This window comes from Curtobacterium sp. VKM Ac-2852, from assembly GCF_013205045.1.
GTDB lineage: Bacteria > Actinomycetota > Actinomycetes > Actinomycetales > Microbacteriaceae > Curtobacterium > Curtobacterium flaccumfaciens.
Map to the genome: position 1 here is coordinate 657205 of NZ_JABMLI010000002.1, position 23639 is coordinate 680843.

The 23639-nt window shown below is 69.3% G+C and carries 21 protein-coding genes; 9 read left to right on the plus strand and 12 right to left on the minus strand.

The window, feature by feature from the left end:
- Window positions 1-48: 48 nt before the first annotated feature.
- The gene (locus HQQ79_RS09585) at window positions 49-1014 is read left to right on the plus strand and encodes an SURF1 family protein (RefSeq protein ID WP_173033924.1); all 966 of its coding nucleotides are present in this window, start codon (window positions 49-51) and stop codon (window positions 1012-1014) included.
- 136 nt (window positions 1015-1150) lie between these two features.
- On the opposite strand, the gene HQQ79_RS09590 is transcribed toward HQQ79_RS09585, so the two are convergent.
- The gene (locus tag HQQ79_RS09590; RefSeq protein WP_027465675.1) at window positions 1151-2749 is read right to left on the minus strand and encodes an ABC-F family ATP-binding cassette domain-containing protein; all 1599 of its coding nucleotides are present in this window, start codon (window positions 2747-2749) and stop codon (window positions 1151-1153) included.
- Window positions 2750-2864: 115 nt separating this feature from the next.
- Between HQQ79_RS09590 and HQQ79_RS09595 the strand changes: the two genes are divergently transcribed.
- The gene (locus HQQ79_RS09595; protein WP_173033926.1) at window positions 2865-3464 is read left to right on the plus strand and encodes a biotin transporter BioY; all 600 of its coding nucleotides are present in this window, start codon (window positions 2865-2867) and stop codon (window positions 3462-3464) included.
- 331 nt (window positions 3465-3795) lie between these two features.
- Here HQQ79_RS09595 and HQQ79_RS09600 read toward each other — a convergent pair whose 3' ends face one another.
- The 5 genes from HQQ79_RS09600 to sufB are packed head-to-tail and all read right to left on the minus strand — an operon-like array spanning window position 3796 to window position 7996.
- Entirely contained in the window at window positions 3796-4125 is a 330-nt protein-coding gene (locus tag HQQ79_RS09600) for a metal-sulfur cluster assembly factor (RefSeq protein ID WP_017887270.1), read from the minus strand.
- Window positions 4125-4898 carry a Fe-S cluster assembly ATPase SufC gene (gene sufC / locus HQQ79_RS09605; RefSeq protein ID WP_071244730.1) on the minus strand — a complete coding sequence of 258 codons (774 nt, stop codon included), beginning with the start codon at window positions 4896-4898 and terminating at the stop codon, window positions 4125-4127. Before sufC ends, HQQ79_RS09600 begins: the two co-directional genes overlap by 1 nt.
- A gap of 57 nt (window positions 4899-4955) precedes the next feature.
- Window positions 4956-5285, minus strand: a complete 330-nt coding sequence (locus tag HQQ79_RS09610; RefSeq protein WP_173034345.1) for a non-heme iron oxygenase ferredoxin subunit — start codon at window positions 5283-5285, stop codon at window positions 4956-4958.
- Entirely contained in the window at window positions 5282-6577 is a 1296-nt protein-coding gene (gene sufD, locus HQQ79_RS09615) for a Fe-S cluster assembly protein SufD (protein WP_216852352.1), read from the minus strand. The genes HQQ79_RS09610 and sufD overlap by 4 nt, the downstream gene beginning before the upstream one ends.
- Window positions 6578-7996 (minus strand): Fe-S cluster assembly protein SufB, encoded by a 1419-nt coding sequence (gene sufB / locus HQQ79_RS09620; protein WP_027465678.1) that lies wholly within the window; start codon window positions 7994-7996, stop codon window positions 6578-6580. It lies immediately after the preceding gene.
- A 251-nt stretch (window positions 7997-8247) separates the two neighbouring features.
- Here sufB and HQQ79_RS09625 point away from each other — a divergent pair, with 251 nt between their 5' ends.
- Window positions 8248-9222, plus strand: coding sequence for a heme A synthase (locus HQQ79_RS09625; protein ID WP_051596734.1), 975 nt, complete (start codon window positions 8248-8250; stop codon window positions 9220-9222).
- 443 nt (window positions 9223-9665) lie between these two features.
- Here HQQ79_RS09625 and HQQ79_RS09630 read toward each other — a convergent pair whose 3' ends face one another.
- The gene (locus HQQ79_RS09630) at window positions 9666-10592 is read right to left on the minus strand and encodes a heme o synthase (protein WP_027465679.1); all 927 of its coding nucleotides are present in this window, start codon (window positions 10590-10592) and stop codon (window positions 9666-9668) included.
- Between the two features lie 424 nt (window positions 10593-11016).
- Between HQQ79_RS09630 and tkt the strand changes: the two genes are divergently transcribed.
- The 6 genes from tkt (at window position 11017) to pgl (ending at window position 19332) form a co-directional block, all read left to right on the plus strand.
- Window positions 11017-13110, plus strand: a complete 2094-nt coding sequence (tkt, locus tag HQQ79_RS09635) for a transketolase (RefSeq protein WP_173033928.1) — start codon at window positions 11017-11019, stop codon at window positions 13108-13110.
- 138 nt (window positions 13111-13248) lie between these two features.
- Window positions 13249-14361, plus strand: coding sequence for a transaldolase (gene tal / locus HQQ79_RS09640; RefSeq protein ID WP_027465681.1), 1113 nt, complete (start codon window positions 13249-13251; stop codon window positions 14359-14361).
- Entirely contained in the window at window positions 14361-15959 is a 1599-nt protein-coding gene (locus HQQ79_RS09645; RefSeq protein ID WP_173033930.1) for a glucose-6-phosphate isomerase, read from the plus strand. Before tal ends, HQQ79_RS09645 begins: the two co-directional genes overlap by 1 nt.
- A 22-nt stretch (window positions 15960-15981) precedes the next feature.
- Window positions 15982-17520, plus strand: a complete 1539-nt coding sequence (gene zwf, locus HQQ79_RS09650) for a glucose-6-phosphate dehydrogenase (RefSeq protein ID WP_027465683.1) — start codon at window positions 15982-15984, stop codon at window positions 17518-17520.
- On the plus strand, window positions 17517-18461 hold the full coding sequence (locus HQQ79_RS09655) for a glucose-6-phosphate dehydrogenase assembly protein OpcA (protein WP_173033932.1): 945 nt from the start codon (window positions 17517-17519) through the stop codon (window positions 18459-18461). The genes zwf and HQQ79_RS09655 overlap by 4 nt, the downstream gene beginning before the upstream one ends.
- 100 nt (window positions 18462-18561) lie before the next feature.
- Window positions 18562-19332: a 6-phosphogluconolactonase gene (gene pgl, locus HQQ79_RS09660; RefSeq protein ID WP_173033934.1), complete on the plus strand. Its 771-nt coding sequence runs from the start codon at window positions 18562-18564 to the stop codon at window positions 19330-19332.
- Between the two features lie 469 nt (window positions 19333-19801).
- Here pgl and HQQ79_RS09665 read toward each other — a convergent pair whose 3' ends face one another.
- The 5 genes from HQQ79_RS09665 to gap form a co-directional block, all read right to left on the minus strand.
- On the minus strand, window positions 19802-20170 hold the full coding sequence (locus HQQ79_RS09665) for an RNA polymerase-binding protein RbpA (RefSeq protein ID WP_027465686.1): 369 nt from the start codon (window positions 20168-20170) through the stop codon (window positions 19802-19804).
- Between the two features lie 3 nt (window positions 20171-20173).
- Window positions 20174-20425 (minus strand): preprotein translocase subunit SecG, encoded by a 252-nt coding sequence (secG, locus tag HQQ79_RS09670; RefSeq protein ID WP_017887256.1) that lies wholly within the window; start codon window positions 20423-20425, stop codon window positions 20174-20176.
- 111 nt (window positions 20426-20536) lie between these two features.
- Entirely contained in the window at window positions 20537-21316 is a 780-nt protein-coding gene (gene tpiA / locus HQQ79_RS09675) for a triose-phosphate isomerase (protein ID WP_173033936.1), read from the minus strand.
- Window positions 21317-21359: 43 nt separating this feature from the next.
- Complete coding sequence (pgk, locus tag HQQ79_RS09680) at window positions 21360-22577, minus strand: phosphoglycerate kinase (RefSeq protein WP_071244734.1); 1218 nt, start codon at window positions 22575-22577, stop codon at window positions 21360-21362.
- Between the two features lie 3 nt (window positions 22578-22580).
- Window positions 22581-23585, minus strand: coding sequence for a type I glyceraldehyde-3-phosphate dehydrogenase (gene gap, locus HQQ79_RS09685; RefSeq protein ID WP_027465689.1), 1005 nt, complete (start codon window positions 23583-23585; stop codon window positions 22581-22583).
- Window positions 23586-23639: the final 54 nt, after the last annotated feature.

The following is a 23639-nucleotide window of genomic DNA, read 5'->3' on the forward strand; positions in this document are numbered from 1 at the left end:
CGCGGCGCCGAAGAACGACGTCGGGGTGCGCTCCACCGGCACCTCGCGATGACCGACGGCTTCGACCCGCAGTCCCGGTACGGCCGCAAGCACGCCGCCAAGCTGCAGCGCGCATCCGCCGAGTCGGGTGGCCCGGCGCAGCAGCACGACCCCCGCGAACCGTTCGTCGGCTGGCGCTTCGTCCGGAGCCGCCGCTGGCTCGGCTACTTCGCGATCGCCGTCGCCTTCGCCGTCGTCTGCGCGCTGTTCGGCATGTGGCAGTGGGACCGCCGCAACGAGGCCGTCCGGCAGAACGAGCAGGTCGCGCAGAACTACGACCACACCCCCGTCCCCCTCGACCGGGCGCTGCCGAAGGCCTCGAGCTGGCAGGACGAGCAGGAGTGGCTCCGGGTCTCCGTGACCGGCCGCTACGACGTCGACGCGCAGCTGCTCGTGCGCAACCGCGTGCACAACGGGCAGCCCGGGTTCGAGGTCCTGACCCCCCTGGTCACGTCCGAGGGCCGCGCCTTCATCGTCGACCGCGGGTGGGTGCCGACCGGCAACGCCCAGGACGCCCCCGACCACGTGCCCGCTCCTCCGTCCGGCGAGGTCACCGCGATCGTCCGCCTGCAGCAGAGCGAACCGCGCATCCCCGGCCGCTCCGACCCGAAGGACACCGACCAGGTGCAGTCGGTCACGCTGGCCGATGTGGCGAACAAGGTCGACGACCCGATCTGGACCGGTGCGTACGGGCAACTCGCCTCCGAGTCCCCCGCCCCGACCGAGGCCCGCCCGCTCGGCTGGGAGCGTCCGACCGCCGACACCGGGCTGCACCTGAGCTACTTCATCCAGTGGTTCCTGTTCGCCGCCGGCGGCTTCGGCTTCCTTGCGTACGTGATGGTGCAGGAGTACCGGAACCTCAACCAGGACGACCCCGAGGAGCGCGAGCGCGCCCTCGAGCGCGAACGCCGCAAGAACGCGAAGCCGAAGACCGACGCCGAGATCGAGGACGAGCTCATCGCGTCACGTCGCTGACGCGCTGGTGCTGTTCCGCAAGACGCCGTACGCGAACGCGACCCCACAGCGGACGGGAGGCCCGTGGCGGCGTCGCCACGGGCCTCCCGTCCGCCTGTACCCGCGGCGAGTGCGCAAGATGCCGTCTCGCAGGCAGCTACGCGAGCTCGATGAGCTCCGCGTAGTCCTTGTTCCAGTGGTCCTCGGTGCCGTCCGGCAGCAGCAGCACACGCTCGGGGTTGAGCGCCTCGACCGCGCCGGCGTCGTGGGACACCAGGACGACCGCACCCTCGAAACCGGCGAGGGCATTGAGGATCTCCTCGCGCGACGCCGGGTCCAGGTTGTTCGTCGGCTCGTCGAGCAGCAGGACGTTCGCGCCGGAGACCACGATCATCGCGAGCGACAGACGGGTCTTCTCACCGCCGGACAGGACTCCGGCCTTCTTGTAGCCGTCGTCGCCGGTGAACAGGAACGACCCGAGCACCCGACGGGCCTCGGTCTCGTTGAGGTCGGTCGATGCCGACACCATGTTCTCGATCACCGTGCGGTTGATGTCGATGTTCTCGTGCTCCTGCGCGTAGTAGCCGATGCGCAGACCGTGGCCGGGCTGGATCTCACCCGTGTCCGGCTGGTCCGCACCCGCCAGGATGCGCAGCAGCGTCGTCTTGCCCGCACCGTTGAAGCCGAGGATGACCACGCGCGAACCGCGGTCGATCGCCAGGTCGACACCCGCGAAGATCTCGAGCGACCCGTAGGACTTCGACAGTCCCTCGGCCATCAGCGGGGTGCGGCCGCACGGCGCCGGGGTGGGGAAGCGGATCTTCGCGACCCGGTCGGCGACGCGCTCGTCCTCCAAACCGGCGAGCAGCTTGTCGGCACGCGCGACCATCTGGTGGGCTGCCGCGGCCTTCGACGCCTTGGCGCCGAACCGGGCGGCCTGGTCCTTGAGCGTGGCGGCCTTCTTCTCGGCACCCGCGCGCTCCTTGCGGCGGCGCTCCTCGTCGGCGACGCGCTGCCGCTGGTACAGCTTCCAGCCCATGTTGTAGATGTCGATGGTCTGGCGGTTGGCGTCCAGGTAGAAGACGCGGTTCACGACCTCGTCGACGAGCTCGACGTCGTGGGAGATGATGATGACGCCACCGGGGTAGGTCTTCAGGTGCTCGCGGAGCCACACGACGGAGTCGGCGTCGAGGTGGTTGGTCGGCTCGTCGAGGATCATCGTCTCGGCGTCCGAGAACAGGATCCGGGCGAGCTCGATGCGCCGGCGCTGACCACCCGAGAGCGTCTTGAGCTGCTGGTCGAGGATACGGTCCGGCAGCTTCAGGTTCGACGCGATCGAGGCAGCCTCGGCCTCGGCAGCGTAGCCACCGAGCGCGTTGAACTGGTCGTCGAGGCGGCTGTAGCGCCGCATCGCCTTCTCGGCCACGGCCGCGTCGTCGCTCGCCATGTCGAGGGTCGCGAGGCGGATGCCCTCCACGAGCTCGCCGAGCCCACGGGCGTCGAGGATGCGCTTCCGCGCGGTCTCCTCCGGGTCGCCGGAGCGGGGGTCCTGCGGCAGGTAGCCGATCTCCCCACCGCGCTCGATCTTGCCGCCGGTGGGCTGTGTCTCGCCCGCGAGGGCCTTGGTCATCGTCGTCTTCCCCGCGCCGTTGCGGCCGACGAGTCCGATCTTGTCGCCCTTCTCGACACGGAAGGACACGTCTTCCATGAGGAGACGAGCTCCGACGCGGATCTCGAGTTCGTGCACGGCAAGCACAGTGGACGTCCAATCAGTTGGTGGGTTTGCACAACGGTGTGTGCGTGAGGTGCACCGCTACGCTGACGGGACCGATGGTTCCGAACGGAACCAGCAGTCCATTCTAGGAGAATCCATGACGAACGCCACCGGGTTCGCTCCCCGCGCAGTCCTCGCCGACCGTCTGCGCACGCACGGGCTGGCCACCGACGCCGCCCTCGTCGCCGGCGGAGCCCTGTTCACCGCCGCGATGGCGCAGCTCGAGGTCCCGATGTGGCCGGTCCCGATCACCGGACAGACGCTCGCCGTCGTGCTCGTCGGCGCGACGCTCGGCGCACGCCGCGGCATGCTCTCGCTGCTCGTCTACGCCGTCGCCGGACTCGCGGGTGCCCCGTTCTTCGCCGACATGCAGGGCGGCCTGCAGGCCCTGGCACTGCCGAGCTTCGGGTACGTCATCGGCTTCGTCCCGGCCGCCGGGCTCGTCGGCTGGCTCGCGCGCCGCAACTGGGACCGCAACGTCGGTCGCGCGGCGGTCGCGATGCTGCTCGCGAGTGCCATCCCGTTCGTGACCGGCCTGCCGTACCTGGCCGTGGCGCTCGGCCAGCTCGGTGCCCCGAACGACGTCCAGTCGGTGCTCGCCGCCGGCCTGTACCCGTTCATCGTCGGTGGCGTCGCCAAGGCGCTCATCGCCGCCGGCATCCTGCCGCTCGCGTGGAAGGCCGTCGGCCGCCGCTGACGTCTCGCACGAGAACGGCCCCGCACCGATCGGTGCGGGGCCGTTCTGCGTCCGGTGCGGGGATGAACAGTCCGTGCGGGGCTGGCCGGGGCGTCGGTCGGTGCGGGGCCTGGCCGGGGTGTCGGTCGGTCACGACTCCCCGCCGGCCGGACACCGAGTGGTCGCATTCCGTCGCCTGGAGCACCGTCAGCCGACAGAACGTGACCGCTCGGCGAACGTGAGCGGGCGGTCGCGACCACTCGGCGGCGCGCCCCGCGCGTCGCGTGCGCACAGACGGACGGGAGGCGCGGTGCCAGCTGGCACCGCGCCTCCCGTCCGTGGTGGGTCGCGACTAGATCGCGAACCCGAGGGCGCGCATCATCTCGCGTCCGTCGTCGGTGATCCGTTCCGGACCCCACGGCGGCATCCAGACCCAGTTGATCCGGAAGGCGTCCACGATGCCGTCGAGGGCGTTCGCGGTGTCCCCCTCGATGACGTCGGTCAGGGGGCAGCCCGCGCTGGTGAGCGTCATGCTGATGACGAGCGCGTTGGCGTCGTCGTCCCAGGCGAGGTCGTAGATCAGGCCGAGGTCGACGATGTTCACGCCGAGCTCCGGGTCCTGGACCTCCTTCAGGCCCTCGACGACCTCGTCGAACTTGTCGGGAGCGAGTGCGGCGATCATCAGGCCTGCGCCTCGGCGGCAGCGGCCTGCACGTAGCGGTCGTAGCCCTCGTTCTCGAGGCGGTCGGCGAGCTCGGGGCCGCCCTGCTCCGCGACCTTGCCGGCGACGAACACGTGCACGAAGTCCGGCTTGATGTAGCGGAGGATGCGCGTGTAGTGCGTGATGAGCAGCACACCGAGGCCGGTCGCGGCCTTGGCGCGGTTGACGCCCTCGGAGACGATCTTCAGCGCGTCGACGTCGAGGCCGGAGTCGGTCTCGTCGAGGACGGCGAACTTCGGCTTGAGGAGCTCGAGCTGCATGATCTCGTGGCGCTTCTTCTCGCCACCGGAGAAGCCCTCGTTGACGTTGCGCTCGGCGAACGACGAGTCCATCTTCAGGTCGGCCATCGACTGGCGGAGTTCCTTGATCCAGCCACGGAGCGCCGGAGCCTCACCGTCGATCGCCGTCTTGGCGGTGCGGAGGAAGTTCGACACCGTCACGCCGGGGATCTCGACCGGGTACTGCATCGCCAGGAACATGCCGGCACGGGCGCGCTCGTCGACGCTCATCGCGAGGACGTCCTCGCCGTCGAGGGTGATCGTGCCACCGACGACGTTGTACCGGGGGTGCCCGGCGATCGTGTACGCCAGGGTGGACTTGCCGGAGCCGTTCGGCCCCATGATCGCGTGGATCTCGCCCTCGTTGATGGTGAGGTCGACACCCTTCAGGATCTCCTTGGTGCCCTGATCGGTGTCGATCGAGACCTTGAGGTCACGGATTTCCAGAGTGGACATTGCGTTCCTTCGGTTGCAGCTGTGGTGCGGCGTCAGCCGCGGGAAGTGTTGGGGTGCTCAGTCGACCGGGACGACGTCCTGCACGTCGACGTAGACGTCGCCGTCGCGGACCTCGACCCGGAAGACCGGGACGGGCTCGTAGGCCGGGAAGTTCTGCGGCTTGCCGGTGGTCAGCGAGAAGCGGGACCCGTGGGCCCAGCACTCCAGCGAGTCACCCTCGACGAAGCCCTCGGCCAGCGAGATGTCGCCGTGCGTGCAGGTGTCGCCGATGGCGTGGACCGTGCCGGACGAGTCCTTCACGATCGCGACCGCCGTGCCGCCGACGACCACCCGCATCGGGCTGTCCACCGCGACGTCGGCTTCGGCGCAGACCTTCTCGGCCATCAGGCGCTGGCCTCCGCGCCGTCGGACTGCGCGGCGCCTGCTTCGGCCGGTGCGGCGATGACCGAACGGCCCTCGGCCAGCTCCTGCTCGACCGCGGCGATGAGGCGCTCCTCGAGCTCGGGGGCACCGATCTTCTGGATGACCTCGACCAGGAAGCCGAGCACGACGAGGCGCCGGGCTTCTTCTTCCGGGACGCCGCGGGACTGCAGGTAGAACAGCTGCTCGTCGTCGAAGCGACCGGTCGCACTCGCGTGTCCGGCGCCCTCGATGTTGCCCGTCTCGATCTCGAGGTTCGGGATGCTGTCGGCACGGGTGCCGTCCGTCAGCACGAGGTTGCGGTTCTGCTCGTACGAGTCGGTGCCGTCGCCGGCGCGGCCGATCAGGACGTCACCGATCCAGACGGTGTGCGCGCCCTGGCCCTGCAGCGCGCCCTTGTAGTTGACCCGACCGCGCGTGTTGGGCGCGTCGTGGTTCACGTAGACCTGCTGCTCGATGTACTGGCCGGCGTCGGCGAAGTACACGCCGTACATCTCGGTGTCGGCGCCCTGCGCACCGAGGTGCGTCGAGGGGTTGACCCGGATGACGTCGCCGCCGAGCGAGACCACGACGTGCTTGAGGAACGCGTCGCGGCCGACCTCGGCGAAGTGCGTCGCGACGTGCACGGCGTCGTCGTCCCAGTCCTGCAGGCTGACGACGGTCAGTCGCGAGTTCTGCTGCGCGACGATCTCGACGTTCTCGCTGAGCAGGGCGCTGCCGCGGTTGTCGAGCACGACGATGCCCTGCGCGTTCGGCTCGGCCGTGATGACCGTGTGCGCGGCGCGGGGCTGCGACCCGAAGTCGGAGCGGGTCACGGTGATGAACTCGTGTGCCTCGGTGGCCTTGATCGTGATCGCCAGCACGGCGTCGCGCGCGGTCCAGGCCGCGGCCGAGGCGCGGTCCTCGGGCAGTCCGGCGGAGCCGACGCGGGGGTCGTCGCTGCGACCCCACTCGACGTCGGCACCCTCGGACTGGCGGGCGAGGTACGGGTAGGCGGATCCGTCGAGTCCGCCGTCCAGCAGCGGCTGGAGCTTGGCGAGCGGCGCGAACTTCCAGTTGACCTCTCGGCCGGTGACCTTCGGGAACGCCTCGACGTCGCCGGACTGGAACCGCTCGGAGCGGGTCTGGACCGGCACCTTCTTGTCGGGGGCATCCCAGCCGCCGTCGGAGTGGGCTCCGGCGCCGTGCTGGGTGCCGCCCTGCGCTGCGGCAGCGGGCTCGATCGGCTGGTCGATGTGGGGAGGGGTGGTGCTGGACATCTAGCCGACGGATCCTTCCATGCTCATCTCGATGAGCTTGTTGAGTTCGAGTGCGTACTCCATCGGGAGTTCGCGGGCGATCGGCTCGATGAAGCCACGGACGATCATCGCCATCGCCTCGTCCTCGGCCATGCCGCGGGACATGAGGTAGAAGAGCTGCTCCTCGCTGACACGCGAGACCGTGGCCTCGTGCCCCAGCTGCACGTCGTCGACACGGATGTCGATCGCCGGGTAGGTGTCGCTCCGGCTGATCGTGTCGACCAGCAGGGCGTCGCAGCGCACGGTGTTGGCGGCGTGGTGCGCGGCCGGGTCGACCCGGACCTCACCGCGGTAGCCCGCACGACCGCCACCACGGGCGATCGACTTCGAGACGATCGACGACGTCGTGTACGGCGCCATGTGGATCATCTTCGCGCCGGCGTCCTGGTGCTGGCCGGGGCCCGCGAAGGCGACGGAGAGCGTCTCGCCCTTGGCGTGCTCGCCGGCGAGGTAGATCGACGGGTACTTCATCGTGACCTTGGACCCGATGTTGCCGTCGATCCACTCCATCGTCGCGCCCTCGTGTGCGATCGCACGCTTGGTGACGAGGTTGTAGACGTTGTTCGACCAGTTCTGGATCGTCGTGTACCGAACGCGGGCGTTCTTCTTCACGATGATCTCGACGACGGCCGAGTGCAGCGAGTCGGACTTGTAGATCGGGGCGGTGCAGCCCTCGATGTAGTGGACGTACGAGTCCTCGTCCGCGATGATCAGCGTCCGCTCGAACTGGCCCATGTTCTCGGTGTTGATCCGGAAGTAAGCCTGCAGCGGGATCTCGACGTGGACGCCCTTGGGGACGTAGACGAACGAGCCACCGGACCAGACGGCTGTGTTCAGCGCGGCGAACTTGTTGTCGCCGGCCGGGATCACGGTGCCGAAGTACTCCTCGAACAGCTCCGGGTGCTCACGGAGCGCCGTGTCGGTGTCCATGAAGATGACGCCCTGCTGCTCCAGGTCCTCGCGGATCTGGTGGTAGACGACCTCGGACTCGTACTGCGCGGCGACACCGGCGACGAGGCGCTGGCGCTCGGCCTCGGGGATGCCGAGCTTCTCGTAGGTCGCACGGATGTCCTCGGGGAGGTCCTCCCACGACTGCGCCTGCTTCTCGGTGGAGCGCACGAAGTACTTGATGTTGTCGAAGTCGATGCCCGTCAGGTCGGCACCCCACGTCGGCATCGGCTTGCGGCCGAAGAGCGACAGCCCCTTGAGGCGGTTCTTCAGCATCCACTCGGGCTCGTTCTTGAGGTTCGAGATGTCGGTGACGACCTCTTCCGAGATCCCACGACGGGCGGAGGACCCTGCCGAGTCGGAGTCGGACCAGCCGAACTCGTATTGGCCGAGCCCTTCGAGCTCGGGACGGTCGATGAGCACGTCGGACATGGTCTCCTCGTTTCCTTCTCGCGGGACAGCGTTACAGGTGTGAACCCGTGGCGTCTGGACGCCATTCCACCGCGGACCGCTGACATGCGGACCCGGTGCTGCTCCCTCGCAACGACAATGGTTCCACGCAGTCCGTGGAGTGATCGGCGATCTCGGCCCATTCGGAGCCGGCGCCTGCCTAGACTTGACTGCTGCTGAACCCTCGAATCCTACAGGTTCACCGCACGGAACAACAGGAAGGCACCACCCTCGTGACACGCGTCGGATCCCCCGTCGAGCAGGATCTCCGGACCGGACGGTGGTGGTCGCTCCCCCGCGTGGTCGACCGTCGCGTGGTCGCACTGGCCTGGGCGTCCTTCGTGGTCGAGGTCGTGCTGATCGGCACGGGAGGCCTGGTGCGCCTCACCGCCTCGGGCCTCGGATGCCCCACCTGGCCCAAGTGCACGGCGGATTCGCTCGTCTCCACGCCGGAGATGGGCATCCACGGCATCATCGAGTTCGGCAACCGTCTGCTCACCTTCGTGCTCGTGATCGTGGCCGTCGCGATGTTCCTCGCGGTCGTCCGGATGCTCCGCACGCGCCCCGAACTCTTCTGGCTGGCGTTCGCTCAGGGCGTCGCGATCCCCGTGCAGGCCGTCATCGGCGGAATGAGCGTCTGGACGAACCTGAACCCCTTCGTGGTCGGGCTGCACTTCGTCGTCTCCGCCGCCCTCACCTCGGTGACCGCTGCGCTGGTCTACCGCACCACGCACGGTCCGCGCACCGCCCAGCGGCTCGTCCCCGGCTGGTACACGGGTGTCGTCCGCGGCACCGTCGCCGCCGTCGTCGTGACCGTACTGGTCGGCATCCTGACCACCGGCAGCGGCCCGCACGCCGGAGCCGACGCCGCCGTCGACGGTGGCCGCCTGCACCGCACCGGGTTCGACCCGGCGGTCATGGAGCACGTCCACGCCTGGCCCGCGTACGCCCTCTTCGCCCTGACCCTGGTGCTCGTCATCGGAGCCGTCCGCCTGGGCCGACCGAGCAAGTGGCCGCTGCTGCTGCTCGTCGTCGAGTTCCTGCAGATCGCCGTCGGCCTCACGCAGGCGCGCACGGGTCTGCCCGTCGGGCTCGTCGGCACGCACATGGTGCTCGCCGGGCTGCTCGTCGGTGCGGTGACCGCCGTGGTGCTGTCGACGCGGGCCTCGGCCGGCCGAGACGCCGTCCGGGAACCCATCGACGCCTGACGCCCGGGCGCGTCGCGCGCTCGACACCCCTTCTCCGACACCCCACGAGTCGTTCGACTCGTGGGGTGTCGCGTTCGTGGTGGGTCTGGACGGGAGGGCGCCGCGGTCCGCAGCGGCTCGCGTCCGCCCCGCGGCCGACGCCGGCGACACCGGACGGGAGGCCCGCGGCGGGCCCGCACCGTGCCTCCAGTCCGCCCCGTGCCCGACGCAGGACGCCGGTGTCCTGCCGATACACCGCGGAACGCGCGAGACGCCCCCGGATTCGGCGGCGTCTCGGCGGGTGGGCGGCGTCGTGCCGACACGACGGCGTCAACAGGACACGACGGCGTCAACGGGACACGACGGCGTCAACAGGACACGACGGCGTCAACAGGGCACGACGGCGTCAACCGGACACGACGGCGTCGTGCGGACCGAGCGCGCGCGGGCGCCCGCTCGACCGCCTAGAAGGTGAAGACCTGCGGCAGCAGCGGGTCGATGCCCACGGCGATGAAGAGCAGCGTCAGGTACGTGATCGAGCTGTGGAAGACCCGCATCGGCTGCACGTGCTCGACGTGCTGGATGGCCCGCGAGTACAGGCGGTGCGACTCGAGGACGAACCAGATGCCGCCGGCCAGCGCGACGACCGTGTAGAGCGGCCCCATGTGCCCGACCGGGATGAGCAGGAGCGAGCAGACGAGCGTCGCCCAGGCGTACAGCACGACCTGCAGGCCGACGACGGTGCGGCCGCGGACCACGGCGAGCATCGGCACGTCCGCCGCGTCGTAGTCGTCGCGGTACTTCATCGACAGCGGCCAGTAGTGCGGCGGCGTCCACAGGAAGATCACCATGAACAGGATAACCGGTGTCCAGGTCAGCGACCCGGTGACTCCCGCCCAGCCGATGAGCACGGGCATGCAGCCGGCCGAGCCGCCCCAGACGATGTTCTGCGGGGTGCGGCGCTTGAGCCACAGCGTGTAGACGAACACGTAGATGAGGATCGCGATGACGCTCAGCGCAGCGGCCAGCCAGTTCACCAGGAACCCGAGCACCGCGGTCGACAGGATGCCGAGCACCCACGAGAACACGAGGGCCTCGCGGTCGGACAGTTCACCGGTGACGAGCGGGCGGGTGCTGGTCCGCTTCATCAGCCGGTCGATGTCGCGGTCGATGTAGCAGTTGAAGGCCGACGCCGAACCGGCCGACATCGCTCCGCCGAGCATCGTCCAGAAGACGAGCCACAGGTCGGGGACGCCGCGTTCGGCGAGGAACATCGTCGGCGCCGTGGTGACGAGCAGCAGCTCCATCACGCGCGGCTTCGTCAACGAGACGTACGCACGGACCTTGCGGGACAGCGGCGATCGGGGTCGATCGGTGTCGGGCCGGGTCACGGTGGCAGTCGGCAAGAGAACCTCAGTCTGTTCGCATCAGCTCGCACACTCGGTGGACGACTGCGACGGCGTCCGGGCATGCGCTGACCCGGAATGTCCACGGGTCCTGACCAGTTTACGGGATGGAAGCGCCGCGACGGTGCCCCGCTCCGACATCCCGGCGTGATCCGGACGCGTTCGACACGCCCGGATCGACCGTCGGCGGCCACCCCGGTGTGAACATCGGGGGTCACCTGAACCCCTTCTGAGTACCGGGTCACTATGCTGGACACGCCCTCCCGCAGTGCGCGCCCCGATGACGTCGGCCGCGATGAGCCGGTCGGCCGCCGCTAGACGGCGACACGACTCGGCCCCGGGATGGCCACATGTCCGTGCGATGGCACGAGCCCTCGCACATGTCGCATCAAGAAGGGTCAACATCCAAGTGGCTGAATTCACCTGGGACGCCATCGACCGGAAGGCCGTCGACACGGCCCGCGTTCTCGCCGCCGACTCGGTCGAGGCCGCCGGCAACGGTCACCCCGGCACCGCGATGAGCCTCGCTCCGCTCGCCCACCTGCTCTTCCAGAAGGTGATGCGTCGCGACCCGAGCGACTCCACCTGGATCGGCCGCGACCGCTTCATCCTCTCCGCCGGTCACGCCTCGATCCTCCAGTACGTGCAGTTCTACCTGCACGGCTACGGGCTCGAGATCGACGACCTGCAGCACCTGCGCAAGTGGGGCTCGAAGACCCCGGGTCACCCGGAGTACGGCCACACCGACGGTGTCGAGATCACCACGGGCCCGCTCGGCCAGGGCCTCGCGTCCTCGGTCGGCTTCGCCTACGCCCAGCGCTTCGAGCGCGGCCTGTTCGACCCGGAGACCCCGGCCGGCCAGTCGCCGTTCGACCACTACACCTACGTGATCGCCGGTGACGGTGACATGCAGGAAGGCGTGACGAACGAGTCCGGCTCGCTCGCCGGCCGTCAGCAGCTCGGCAACCTCATCGCGTTCTACGACTCGAACCAGATCTCGATCGAGGACAACACCGACATCGCGTTCTCCGAGAGCGTCGCCGACCGTTACGAGGCGCTCGGCTGGCACGTCCAGATCGTCGACTGGAAGAAGACCGGCGAGTACTCCGAGGACGTCGAGGAGCTCCACGCCGCGATCGAGGCCGCCAAGCAGGTCACCGACAAGCCGTCGCTCATCGTCCTCAAGACGATCATCGGCTGGCCGTCGCCGACCAAGCAGAACTCGGGCAAGATCCACGGTTCGGCGCTCGGCGCCGACGAGATCAAGGGCCTCAAGGAGATCCTCGGCTTCGACACCGACAAGACCTTCGAGGTCGCCCCCGAGGTCCTCGAGTACACCCGCGGCGCCGTCGCCAAGGGCCAGGCCGAGCACGCCGAGTGGCAGAAGTCCTTCGACGCATGGGCCGCGGCCAACGCCGACAAGAAGGCACTGTTCGACCGTGTCCAGTCGAAGGAGCTCCCGGAGGGCCTCGAAGCAGCGCTCCCGGTCTTCCCGACCGACAAGGCCGTCTCGACCCGTGCCGCCTCCGGCAAGGTCATCAACGCCATCGCGCCGCTGATGCCCGAGTTCTGGGGCGGTTCCGCCGACCTCGCCGAGTCGAACCTCACCACGATCGAGGGCGCCAAGTCCTTCGGTCCGGCCGAGGCCTCGACGTCGACGTGGAGCACCGACCCGTACGGCCGCGTGCTGCACTTCGGCATCCGCGAGCACGCCATGGGCTCGATCCTCAACGGCATCGTCCTGCACGGGAACACCCGCCCCTTCGGTGGCACGTTCCTCATCTTCAGCGACTACATGCGTCCGGCGGTCCGTCTCGCCGCGCTCATGCAGGCGCCGGCGATCTACGTCTGGACCCACGACTCCATCGCCCTCGGCGAGGACGGCCCGACGCACCAGCCGATCGAGCAGGTCTCGTCGCTCCGTGCGATCCCCGGTCTCGACGTCGTCCGCCCGGCCGACGCCAACGAGGTCGCGTACGCGTGGCTCGAGATGCTCAAGCACACCGACCGCCCGGCCGGCATCGCGCTGAGCCGTCAGAACCTCCCCGTGTTCGAGCGTGGCGAGGGTGACGCCTCCGGTGAGGTCTTCGCCTCGGCGAAGAACGTCGCCAAGGGTGCGTACGTCCTGGCCGAGGCGCCCAACGGCACCCCGGACGTCATCCTCATCGCGACCGGTTCCGAGGTCCAGATCGCGGTCGAGGCACGCGAGCAGCTCAAGGCCGAGGGCATCAACGCCCGCGTCGTGAGCGCCCCGTCGATCGAGTGGTTCCGCGCCCAGTCCGAGAACTACCAGGACCAGGTGCTCCCGAAGGACGTCACCGCTCGCGTGTCGGTCGAGGCCGGCATCGCCATGAGCTGGCGCGACATCGTCGGCGACAAGGGCCGCAGCGTCTCGATCGAGCACTTCGGTGCCTCGGCGGACTACCAGACGCTCTTCAAGGAGTTCGGCTTCACGACGGAGCACGTCGTGGCCGCCGCGAAGGAATCGATCGCAGCTTCCTGACCTGCAAGGGCCGGGTCCGGTTTCCGGATCCGGCCCTTCTTCCGGGAGGCCCGGCTCGGTTCCGCCACGGGCCTCCCGTCCCCGAAACCCCGACTCACGGTCCTCACGGACCCGTCGATGAAAGAAGAAGAGAAACACATGGCTGAGAACACCCCCACCGCCGCCCTCTCCGCGGTCGGCGTGAGCATCTGGCTCGACGACCTCTCCCGCGAGCTCCTCGAGACCGGCAAGCTCACCGAGCTCATCGAGCAGAAGAACGTCGTCGGTGTGACGACCAACCCGACGATCTTCGCGTCGGCCCTCGCCAAGGGCGAGCGCTACGACTCGCAGGTCAAGGAGCTCGCCGCTGCGGGCACCGACGTCACCGACGCGATCTTCGAGATCACCACGCAGGACGTCGCGAACGCCTCCGACGTCTTCAAGCCGATCTACGACGAGACCAAGGGCTTCGACGGCCGCGTCTCGATCGAGGTCGAGCCGGGCCTCGCGCACGACACCGCCAAGACCATCGAGCAGGCCAAGTTCCTGTTCGAGAAGGTCGGCAAGGAGAACGTCCTCATCAAGATCCCGGCGACGCTCGAGGGTCTCGAGGCGATCACCGAGGTCATCGGCGCCGGCATCTCCGTCAACGTCACCCTGATCTTCTCGCTCGAGCGCTACCGCGCCGTCATCGACGCCTACCTGGGTGGGCTCGAGAAGGCCAAGGCCGCCGGCCACGACCTCTCCAAGATCCACTCGGTCGCGTCCTTCTTCGTGTCGCGCGTCGACTCCGAGATCGACAAGCGCCTGGACGCCGTCGGCACCGACGAGGCCAAGGCCCTCAAGTCGAAGGCCGGCATCGCCAACGCGCAGCTCGCGTACCAGGTCTGGACCGAGGCGTTCGCCTCCGAGCGTGCCCTCGGCCTGCTCGAGTCCGGCGCCAACACGCAGCGTCCGCTCTGGGCCTCGACCGGTGTCAAGGACCCGTCGCTCCCCGACACGCTCTACGTGACCGAGCTCGCCGCCCCGAACACCGTCAACACGATGCCGGGCAAGACGCTCGACGCCACGTTCGACCACGGTGAGATCCACGGCGACGCCATCGCCGGCACGTTCGACCAGGCGCAGCAGGTCCTCGACCAGCTCGCCGCACAGGGCGTCGACTACGACGAGGTCGTCGCACTGCTCGAGAAGGAGGGCGTGGACAAGTTCATCGTCTCCTGGGGCGAGCTCGTCGACACCGTCAAGGCAGCGCTCGAGGGCGCCAAGTAGTGACGGTTTCCATCGCAGCCAGCGGCGACGCCGCGCGGGCCATCGAACAGGTGGTCCCGCGGCTCGTCGCTGACCTGGTGGCCTCGGGCATCACCGCCCAGGACGCCGATCTGTGGGGAACCGCCGCCGAGGCCGAGGCGTCGAAGCGCCTCGGCTGGGTGGAGGCCGTCTCGGTCTCCCGCCCGCTCGTCGCCGAGGTGACCGCGCTGCGCGAGTCGCTCCGTGCCGAAGGGGTCGACCACGTCGTCCTCGCCGGCATGGGCGGCTCGTCCCTCGCACCCGAGGTCATCACGCGCACCGCCGGCGTGCCCCTCACGGTCCTCGACTCGACCGACCCCGCACAGGTCCGCGCGGCCGTGACGACCGACCTCGAGCGCACGGTGCTCGTCGTCTCGTCGAAGTCCGGCTCGACGCTCGAGACCGATTCGCAGCGTCGTGTCTACGAGCAGGCCTTCCGCGACGCGGGCATCGACCCCGCCCGCCGCATCGTCGTCGTCACCGACCCGGGTTCCGCGCTCGAGGCCGCTGCGATCGACGCCGGGTACCGCGTCTTCACCGCCGACCCCACGGTCGGCGGCCGCTACTCCGCGCTCACCGCCTTCGGCCTCGTGCCGTCCGGGCTCGCGGGAGCGGACATCGCCGAACTCCTCGACGAGGCCGACGCGATCTCCGCGCTGCTCTCGGTCGACCTGGACGAGAACCCCGGGCTCGTGCTCGGTGCGGTCCTCGCCGGCACCGAGCCGCTGCGCGACAAGATCGCCATCGTGCCCGACGGCACGCACATCGTCGGTTTCGGCGACTGGGTCGAACAGCTGATCGCGGAGTCGACCGGCAAGGACGGCCGTGGCCTGCTGCCCGTCGTGCTGCACACGGACTCCCCCGAGGTCACCGCCGGCCTGCCCGACGTCCAGGTCATCCGCTTGGTCGGTTCGCGCGAGGACGAGCGTCACGTGGCCGACGGCGAGGTCGAGATCACCGGCACGCTCGGTGGCCAGATCCTCGTCTGGGAGTACGCCGTCGCGGTCGCCGGTCGCCTGCTCGGCATCAACCCGTTCGACCAGCCCGACGTCGAGGCCGCCAAGGTCGCGACCCGCGCGCTGCTCGACGACCGCCCCGCTCCGGCCGAGCCAGCGTTCGCCGAGGACGGCATCGCCGTCCGCGCGACGCCCGGACTCGTGGTCGGTGCGACGCTCTCGGAAGCCGTGTCGGGCCTCCTGTCCGCACTCGACCCGACCGGCTACGTGTCGGTGCAGGCGTACGTCGACCGCACCACGAACAGCGGCCTCGAGTCGCTGCGTGACGCGATCGCGGCGCGCACGGAGCGACCCGTGACCTTCGGGTACGGTCCGCGGTTCCTGCACTCGACCGGCCAGTACCACAAGGGCGGCCCCGCCACGGGAGTGTTCCTGCAGATCGTGGCCGACGAAACAGACGACCTGGCGATCCCGGGTCGGCCGTTCACGTTCGGGCAGCTCCTCCGGGCCCAGGCAGCCGGCGACGCGAGTGTCCTCGCGGAGCACGGCCGGCCGGTCCTCACCCTCACCACGTCGGACGTCCACGCCGCCACCGCGGCGATCGCGTCCGCCGTCTCCCACTGACTCGTAAGGAGTTCACCGACTCATGTCACCGGTGGCAATCACCCCGGAGCACAACCCGCTCCGGCTGCCGACGGATCGTCGACTGAACCGGATCGCGGGACCGAGCACGCTCATCATCTTCGGCGTGACGGGCGACCTGTCACGCAAGAAGCTGATGCCCGCGGTCTACGACCTGGCCAACCGGGGGCTCCTGCCCCCGGGGTTCGCGCTCGTCGGGTTCGCTCGTCGCGACTGGGAGGACCAAGACTTCTCCCAGCTCGTGCACGACGCCGTCAAGGAACACTCCCGCACCCCGTTCGACGAGGACGTCTGGCGTCAGCTCGAACAGGGCATCCGCTTCGTGCAGGGCTCGTTCGACGACCCCGAGGCGTTCCGCGAGCTCAAGCGCACCGTCGACGACCTCGACGCCGAGCGCGGGACGCTGGGCAACCACGCGTTCTACCTGTCGATCCCGCCGAAGATGTTCCCGGTCGTCACCGAGCAGCTGAAGCTGTCCGGGCTGACCGAGAAGCGCGAGGGCTCCTGGAGCCGCGTCGTCGTCGAGAAGCCGTTCGGCTCCGACCTCCGCACCGCGCGCGAGCTCAACGCGATCGTCGAGAGCGTCTTCGCACCCGACGACGTGTTCCGCATCGACCACTACCTCGGCAAGGAGACCGTCCAGAATCTCCTGACGCTCCGGTTCGCGAACCAGATGTACGAACCCATCTGGAACTCGAACTACGTCGACCACGTGCAGATCACGATGGCCGAGGACATCGGCGTCGCCGGGCGTGCCGCGTACTACGACGGCATCGGTGCGGCGCGCGACGTCATCCAGAACCACCTGCTGCAGCTCCTCGCGCTCACCGCGATGGAGGAACCCGTCTCGTTCAAGGCCGCCGACCTGCGTGCCGAGAAGGAGAAGGTGCTCTCCGCCGTGCGCCTGCCCGAGGACCTGTCGACCGCCACCGCCCGCGGGCAGTACGACGGCGGCTGGCAGGGCGGCGAGAAGGTACTCGGCTTCCTCGAAGAGGCCGGGATGAACCCCGAGTCCGGCACCGAGACCTACGCGGCGATCAAGCTCGACATCGCCACGCGCCGCTGGCAGGGCGTGCCGTTCTACCTGCGCGCCGGCAAGCGTCTCGGTCGTCGTGTGACCGAGATCGCGATCGTGTTCAAGCGCGTCCCCGAGGACGTCTACGGCAACACGCAGTCCCCGCTCGGTCAGAACGCGCTCGTCATCCGTGTCCAGCCGGACGAGGGCGTCACGCTCCGCTTCGGCTCGAAGGTCCCCGGCGTCGGCACCCAGGTGCGCGACGTGACGATGGACTTCGGCTACGGCCACGCGTTCACCGAAGCATCCCCCGAGGCGTACGAGCGACTCATCCTCGACGTGCTCCTCGGTGACCCGCCGCTGTTCCCGCGGCACCAGGAGGTCGAGCTGTCCTGGAAGATCCTCGACCCCATCGAGGAGTTCTGGGCCACGCAGGGCCAGCCCGAGCAGTACCGTCCCGGCACGTGGGGCCCGGCATCCGCCGACGCCCTGCTCGCCCGCGACGGTCGGACCTGGAGGCGTCCGTGAAGATCGACATGCCCGACACCACGGTGTCGAAGATCCAGAAGAAGCTCGTCCGCATCCGCGAAGAGGGCGGCGCCGTCGCCCTCGGCCGCGTGCTGACCCTCATCATCTCGACGGCCCTCGGCCACGAGGAAGAGGCGATCGAGGCGGCGAACGAGGCGTCCCGCGAGCACCCGATGCGCGTGATCATCGTCTCGAAGAACAGCGGTGACACGAAGTCCCCCGGCCGCCTCGACGCGCAGATCCGCGTCGGTAGCGACGCGGGCGCGAGCGAGGTCATCGTCCTCCGTGCGTACGGCGAGACCGCGACCGACGAGGAGAGCCTGGTCACCGGCCTCCTGCTGCCGGATGCACCCGTCGTGGCCTGGTGGCCGCAGACCGCTCCCGAGCAGCCCGCGGCGTCGGCCCTCGGCCGCATCGCGCAGCGACGGATCACCGACGCGGCCGCGCAGAAGGACCCGAACGGCGCGATCGAGGCGCTCGGTGCGTCCTACGTGCCGGGCGACACCGACTTCGCGTGGACCCGTCTGACCCTGTGGCGGAACCAGCTCGCCGCGGCGCTCGACCAGCCGCCGTACGAGCCGATCACCGCGGTCGAGGTCTCCGGAGCGTCCGACAGCCCGTCGACGATCCTCCTCGCCGCCTGGCTCCAGCTGCAGCTGCAGGTACCGGTGTCCGTCGTCACGTCGCCGCGCGCGACCGGGTCGAGCGGCATCCACGGTGTGAAGCTCGTGCGCGAGTCCGGCACCATCGAGCTCGAGCGGTCCCTGGTGGACGTCGCCACGCTCTCGATGCCCGGGCAGCCGACGCACGACCTGTCGCTGCCACGCCGCAACCTGCGCGACTGCCTGGCCGAGGAACTCCGTAGACTCGACCCGGACGTCCTCTTCGGAGACGTCGTCAAGCACGGGGTGCCCCAGCTGCGCGAGACCATCGCCAGCTGATCAACACCCCACACGGTCGGGCCGCCTGTCTGGTGCAGGCGGCCCGACCGGACCGAAGGCGGTCGGACGACCGGTCGGCCGCCACGAACACGGGAGTCACGTGACCAACGAACGGCGGGTGCTCGTGCACCCGGACAAGCAGGCCCTCGGCGCTTCGGTCGCCGCACGCTTCATCACCAAGATCATCGACGTGCTCGACGAGCAGGAGCGTGCCGACATCGCGATCAGCGGTGGCTCGGTGTCCTCCCTGGTCCTCGCCGCGATCGGCCAGTCGCCGGCGCGTGAGAGCGTCGACTGGTCGAAGGTGCACGTCTGGTGGGTCGACGAGCGCTGGGTTCCGGCGGACGACGCCGACCGCAACACGATCGGCACGCAGACCGACTTCTTCGACCACGTCGACATCCCCGCGTCGAACATCCACCCCATGCCGGCGTCGGACGGCGGGCTCGACATCGAGGCCGCTGCCACCCGGTACGAGCGCGAGCTGCAGGACGCCGCGCCCGAGGGTGCCGTCGCTCCGCGCTTCGACATCACGCTGCTCGGCGTCGGTCCCGACGGACACACCGCCTCGCTCTTCCCGGAGTTCCCGCAGCTCACCGTCACCGACCGTGCCGTCGTGTCGGTCGACGACTCCCCCAAGCCGCCGCCGCAGCGTCTGACCGTCACCTTCCCGGTGATCAACGCCTCGCAGCGCGTCTGGGTGATCCTCTCCGGTGCCGAGAAGGCCTCGGTCCTCGGGCTGGCCCTTGCGGGTGCGTCGATCGAAGACGTCCCCGTCGGTGGCGTGCAGGGTCGCAAGCGCACGGTCTTCTTCGTGGACCAGGACGCCGCGCGCGACGTCCCCGAGAACCTGATCGCGTCGACGTACTAGACGCGCGTTCCTGACGGACAGGAGGCCCGGTGCCAGTTGGCACCGGGCCTCCCGTCCGTCTGTGGTCGCGCCCACTGCCGGCGTCGAGCGGTCGCGACGCCCCGCCGGCGCGACGCCGAGCGGTCACAAACTGTCGGCTGCGGGCGCCCCGGGCGACAGAACGCGCCACCACGGCGCACCGCACACGGTGTGTCGTGACCACTCGGCGAACCGGCACTCCGCGCGGCTCCCGGCACGGCACTCCGACGCCGAACGGTCGCGACACCCCGGCGGCACGACGCCGAGCGGTCACAAACTGTCGGCTGCGGGCGCCCCGGGCGACAGAACGCGCCACCACGGCGCACCGCACACGGTGTGTCGTGACCACTCGGCGAACCAGGCAACCTCGAGCCGAGCGCTGCCGGCACTCCCCCGGACGCACGAAGGCCCCCGCACCATGGGTGCAGGGGCTTTCGTCAGCGTGTGTGCGCTAGGCCTTCTTCGCCGCGGTGCCGCGACGCTCTCGGAGCTGCTGGAGCGCGTCCTCGAGGAGCTGCGCTGCCTCTTCCTCGGTGCGGCGTTCCTTCACGTACGCGAGGTGGGTCTTGTAGGGCTCCGTCTTGGAGACCACGGGAGGGTTCTCCTTGTCGCGCCCGGCCGGCAGACCACTCGACGGCGAGTCCACCGTCTCGGGGATCTCCTCGTCGGGCAGGTTCGCGGCGAAGTACCGCACGACCTCGTTGCCCAGGGCGTCCCAGTACGAGATCGCCACGCGCTCGGCCTGGACCCCGCGGTCCTGTTCGCCCATCGGGCCCGCACCGACGCGAGACCCTCGGATTGCACTGCCTCCGCTTGCCATGGATCAGACCCCCGCCGTGAACTTGTTGATGAGACCGAGCACGATGATGGAGACGATCCAGACCAGACCGAGGATCACCGTGATGCGGTTGAGGTTGCGCTCGGCCACGCCGGACGCACCGAGGTTGCTCGTGACCCCACCGCCGAACATGTCGGAGAGGCCACCACCGCGGCCCTTGTGCAGCAGGATGAGGAGCGTGAGCAGGAGGCTCGTGATTGCGAGCAGGACCTGCAGCACGACGGAGAGTATCGCCACGACGTACCTTTCGTGTCAGTCAGCCGTACCAGTGTACCGGCCGCGCGGAGCACGGCCGGTACCTGGACGGGAGTGGTGCGGACGACTGCCCGCGACGAGGTCGCCTGTGGGCTACAGCCCGACGTGCTGACGGAACCGCGCGATGGCCGCGAACTCCTGCACGTCGAGCGAAGCGCCACCGACGAGCGCGCCGTCGATGTCGGGTTCGCGGAGGAACCCCGCGATGTTGCCCGACTTGACCGAGCCGCCGTAGAGCACCCGGGTGTCGGCAGCAGCCTGGTCGCCCCAGGCTGCGGCGATGCCACGACGGATGGCCGCGCACTCGTCCTGCGCCTGCTCGGCCGTGGCCGCCTGGCCGGAGCCGATGGCCCAAACGGGCTCGTAGGCCACGACGATGTCTGCGGGCTTCACCGCGTCGAGCACGACGCGGAGCTGCTCGACCGGCACGACGCCGGCGCCGCGCTCCTCGCGCTGCTCGCCGGTCTCGCCGACGCACACGACGGGGACGAGACCGTGCTTGACGGCCGCTGCGGTCTTCGCTGCGACGACCTCGTCGGTCTCACCGTGCAGCGTGCGCCGCTCGGAGTGGCCGACGATGACGTACTGGGCGTCGAGTGCCGCGAGGAACGCACCGGAGACGTCACCGGTGTAGGCGCCGGAGTCGAACTGCGACAGGTCCTGCGCACCGAAGTGGATCGGCAGCTTGTCGGCCGAGATGAGCGTCTGCACGCTCCGCAGGTCGGTGAACGGCGGGAACACCGCGACCTCGACTTCGTCGAAGTCGTGCCGGGCGTCCTTGAGCGTCCACGCGAGCTTCTGCACGGTGGCGATGGCCTGGAGATGATCGAGGTTCATCTTCCAGTTGCCCGCGATCAGGGGGACGCGGTTCATGCTGCGTCTCCCAACGCGCGACGGCCGATCAGTGGCGTCCGGGTCATGCGGTCCACCCCAGTGCTTCGAGACCTGGCAGCGACTTGCCCTCGAGGAACTCGAGGCTCGCACCGCCACCGGTCGAGATGTGGCCGAACTGGTCGTCCGAGAAGCCGAGCGACCGCACGGCGGCAGCGGAGTCGCCACCACCGACGACACCGAGGCCGTCGACCTCGGTCAGCGCCTGCGCGACGGTCTTCGTGCCGGCGGCGAAGGCCGGGAACTCGAACACACCCATCGGGCCGTTCCAGAAGACGGTCTTCGAACCCGAGACGGCCGAGGCGAACCGCGCTGCGGTCTCCGGGCCGATGTCGAGGCCGATGCCGTCCGTGCCGAACGACGAGGACTCGATGGCGTCGGCCGCCACCGTCTCGTGGTCGGCGTCGGCCGCGAAGCCGGAGGCCACCACGACGTCGGTCGGCAGGTCGATGGTGACACCGAGCTCCTTCGCCCGCGAGAGGTACTCGCGGACGACGTCGAGCTGGTCGGCCTCGAGCAGCGACTTCGCGACACCGTGGCCCTGGGCCGCGAGGAACGTGAAGAGCATGCCGCCACCGATGCAGAGGGTGTCGACCTTCGGCAGGATGTGGTCGATGACTCCGAGCTTGTCGCTGACCTTCGAGCCGCCGAGCACCACCGTGTAGGGGCGCTCCGGGTCCTTGGTCAGTCGCTCGAGCACGCGGAGCTCGGTCTCGATCAGCGAACCGGCCGCACTGGGCAGTGCGGACGCGAGCTCGTAGACCGAGGCCTGCTTGCGGTGCACGACACCGAAGCCGTCGGAGACGAAGGCGTCACCGAGGGCGGCGATGCGGTCCGCGAAGGCACCGCGCGTGGCGGCGTCCTTCGAGGTCTCCTCCGGGTTGAAGCGGAGGTTCTCGAGCAGCAGGACGTCGCCGTCCTCAAGGGCCTCGGCCGCGGCGGTCGCTTCGTCGCCGACGGTCTCGCCGACGAACGTGACCTCTTTGCCGAGCAGCTCGGAGAGCCGCTGGGCCACCGGTGCGAGCGAGAACTCGGGCTTGGGCTCCCCGTCGGGGCGGCCCAGGTGCGAGATCACGATGACGCGTGCGCCGGCGTTGACGAGGGTGTTCAGCGTGGTCAGCGACGCGCGGACGCGGCCGTCGTCCGTGATGGTGCCGTCCTTGAGCGGAACGTTCAGGTCACAACGGACGACGACGCGCTTGCCGGCGAGGTCGCCGAGGTCCTCGAGGGTGCGGAGGGCCATGTGTTACAGACGCTCGCCGACGTACTCGGTGAGGTCGACGAGGCGGTTCGAGTAGCCCCACTCGTTGTCGTACCACGAGGTGATCTTCACGAGGCCGCCGATGACCTTGGTCAGGCCGGAGTCGTAGATCGAGGAGTGCGGGTCCGTGGTGATGTCGGTCGACACCAGCGGGTCCTCGCTGTAGAGCAGGATGCCCTTGAGGGGGCCCTCTGCGGCCTCCTTGTAGGCGGCGTTGATCTCGTCGACGGTGACCTCGGACTTGGTCTCGAGGGTGAGGTCGGTGATCGACCCGGTGGGGACCGGGACGCGCAGCGCGAAGCCGTCCAGCTTGCCGGCGAGCTCGGGGAGCACGAGGCCGATGGCCTTCGCAGCACCGGTCGAGGTGGGCACGATGTTGAGCGCGGCGGCACGGGCACGACGGGGGTCCTTGTGCGGGCCGTCCTGCAGGTTCTGGTCGGCGGTGTAGGCGTGCACCGTCGTCATGAGGCCACGCTCGATGCCGAACTTGTCGTGGAACACCTTGGCGAGCGGCGCGAGGCTGTTCGTGGTGCAGGACGCGTTCGAGATGATGTGGTGGTTCGCGGGGTCGTACTGACCCTCGTTCACGCCGAGCACGATGGTGACGTCGTCACCCGAGGCCGGAGCGGAGATGATGACCTTCTTGGCACCGGCGTCGATGTGCTTCTGCGCATCGGCGGCCTTGGTGAAGAAACCGGTCGACTCGATGACGATGTCGACGCCCAGCTCGCCCCAGGGGAGGTTGGCGGGGTCGCGCTCGGCGAGGACCTTGATGGCCTTGCCGTCGACGACGATGTTGTCGCCGTCGAGCTCGACGGTCGCGGGGAGCTTGCCCGTGATGGAGTCGAACTTCAGCAGGTTGGCGAGCGACGCGTTGTCGGTGAGGTCGTTCACCGCCACGATCTCGAGGTCGGAGCCCTTCGCGAGGGCGGCCCGGAAGAAGTTACGGCCGATGCGGCCGAAGCCGTTGATACCGATCTTGACGGTCAATGGATCTCCTGGTGAGTGTGGAGCGCCCAGGGGGCGCTGCTTTCGGGAGTCGCG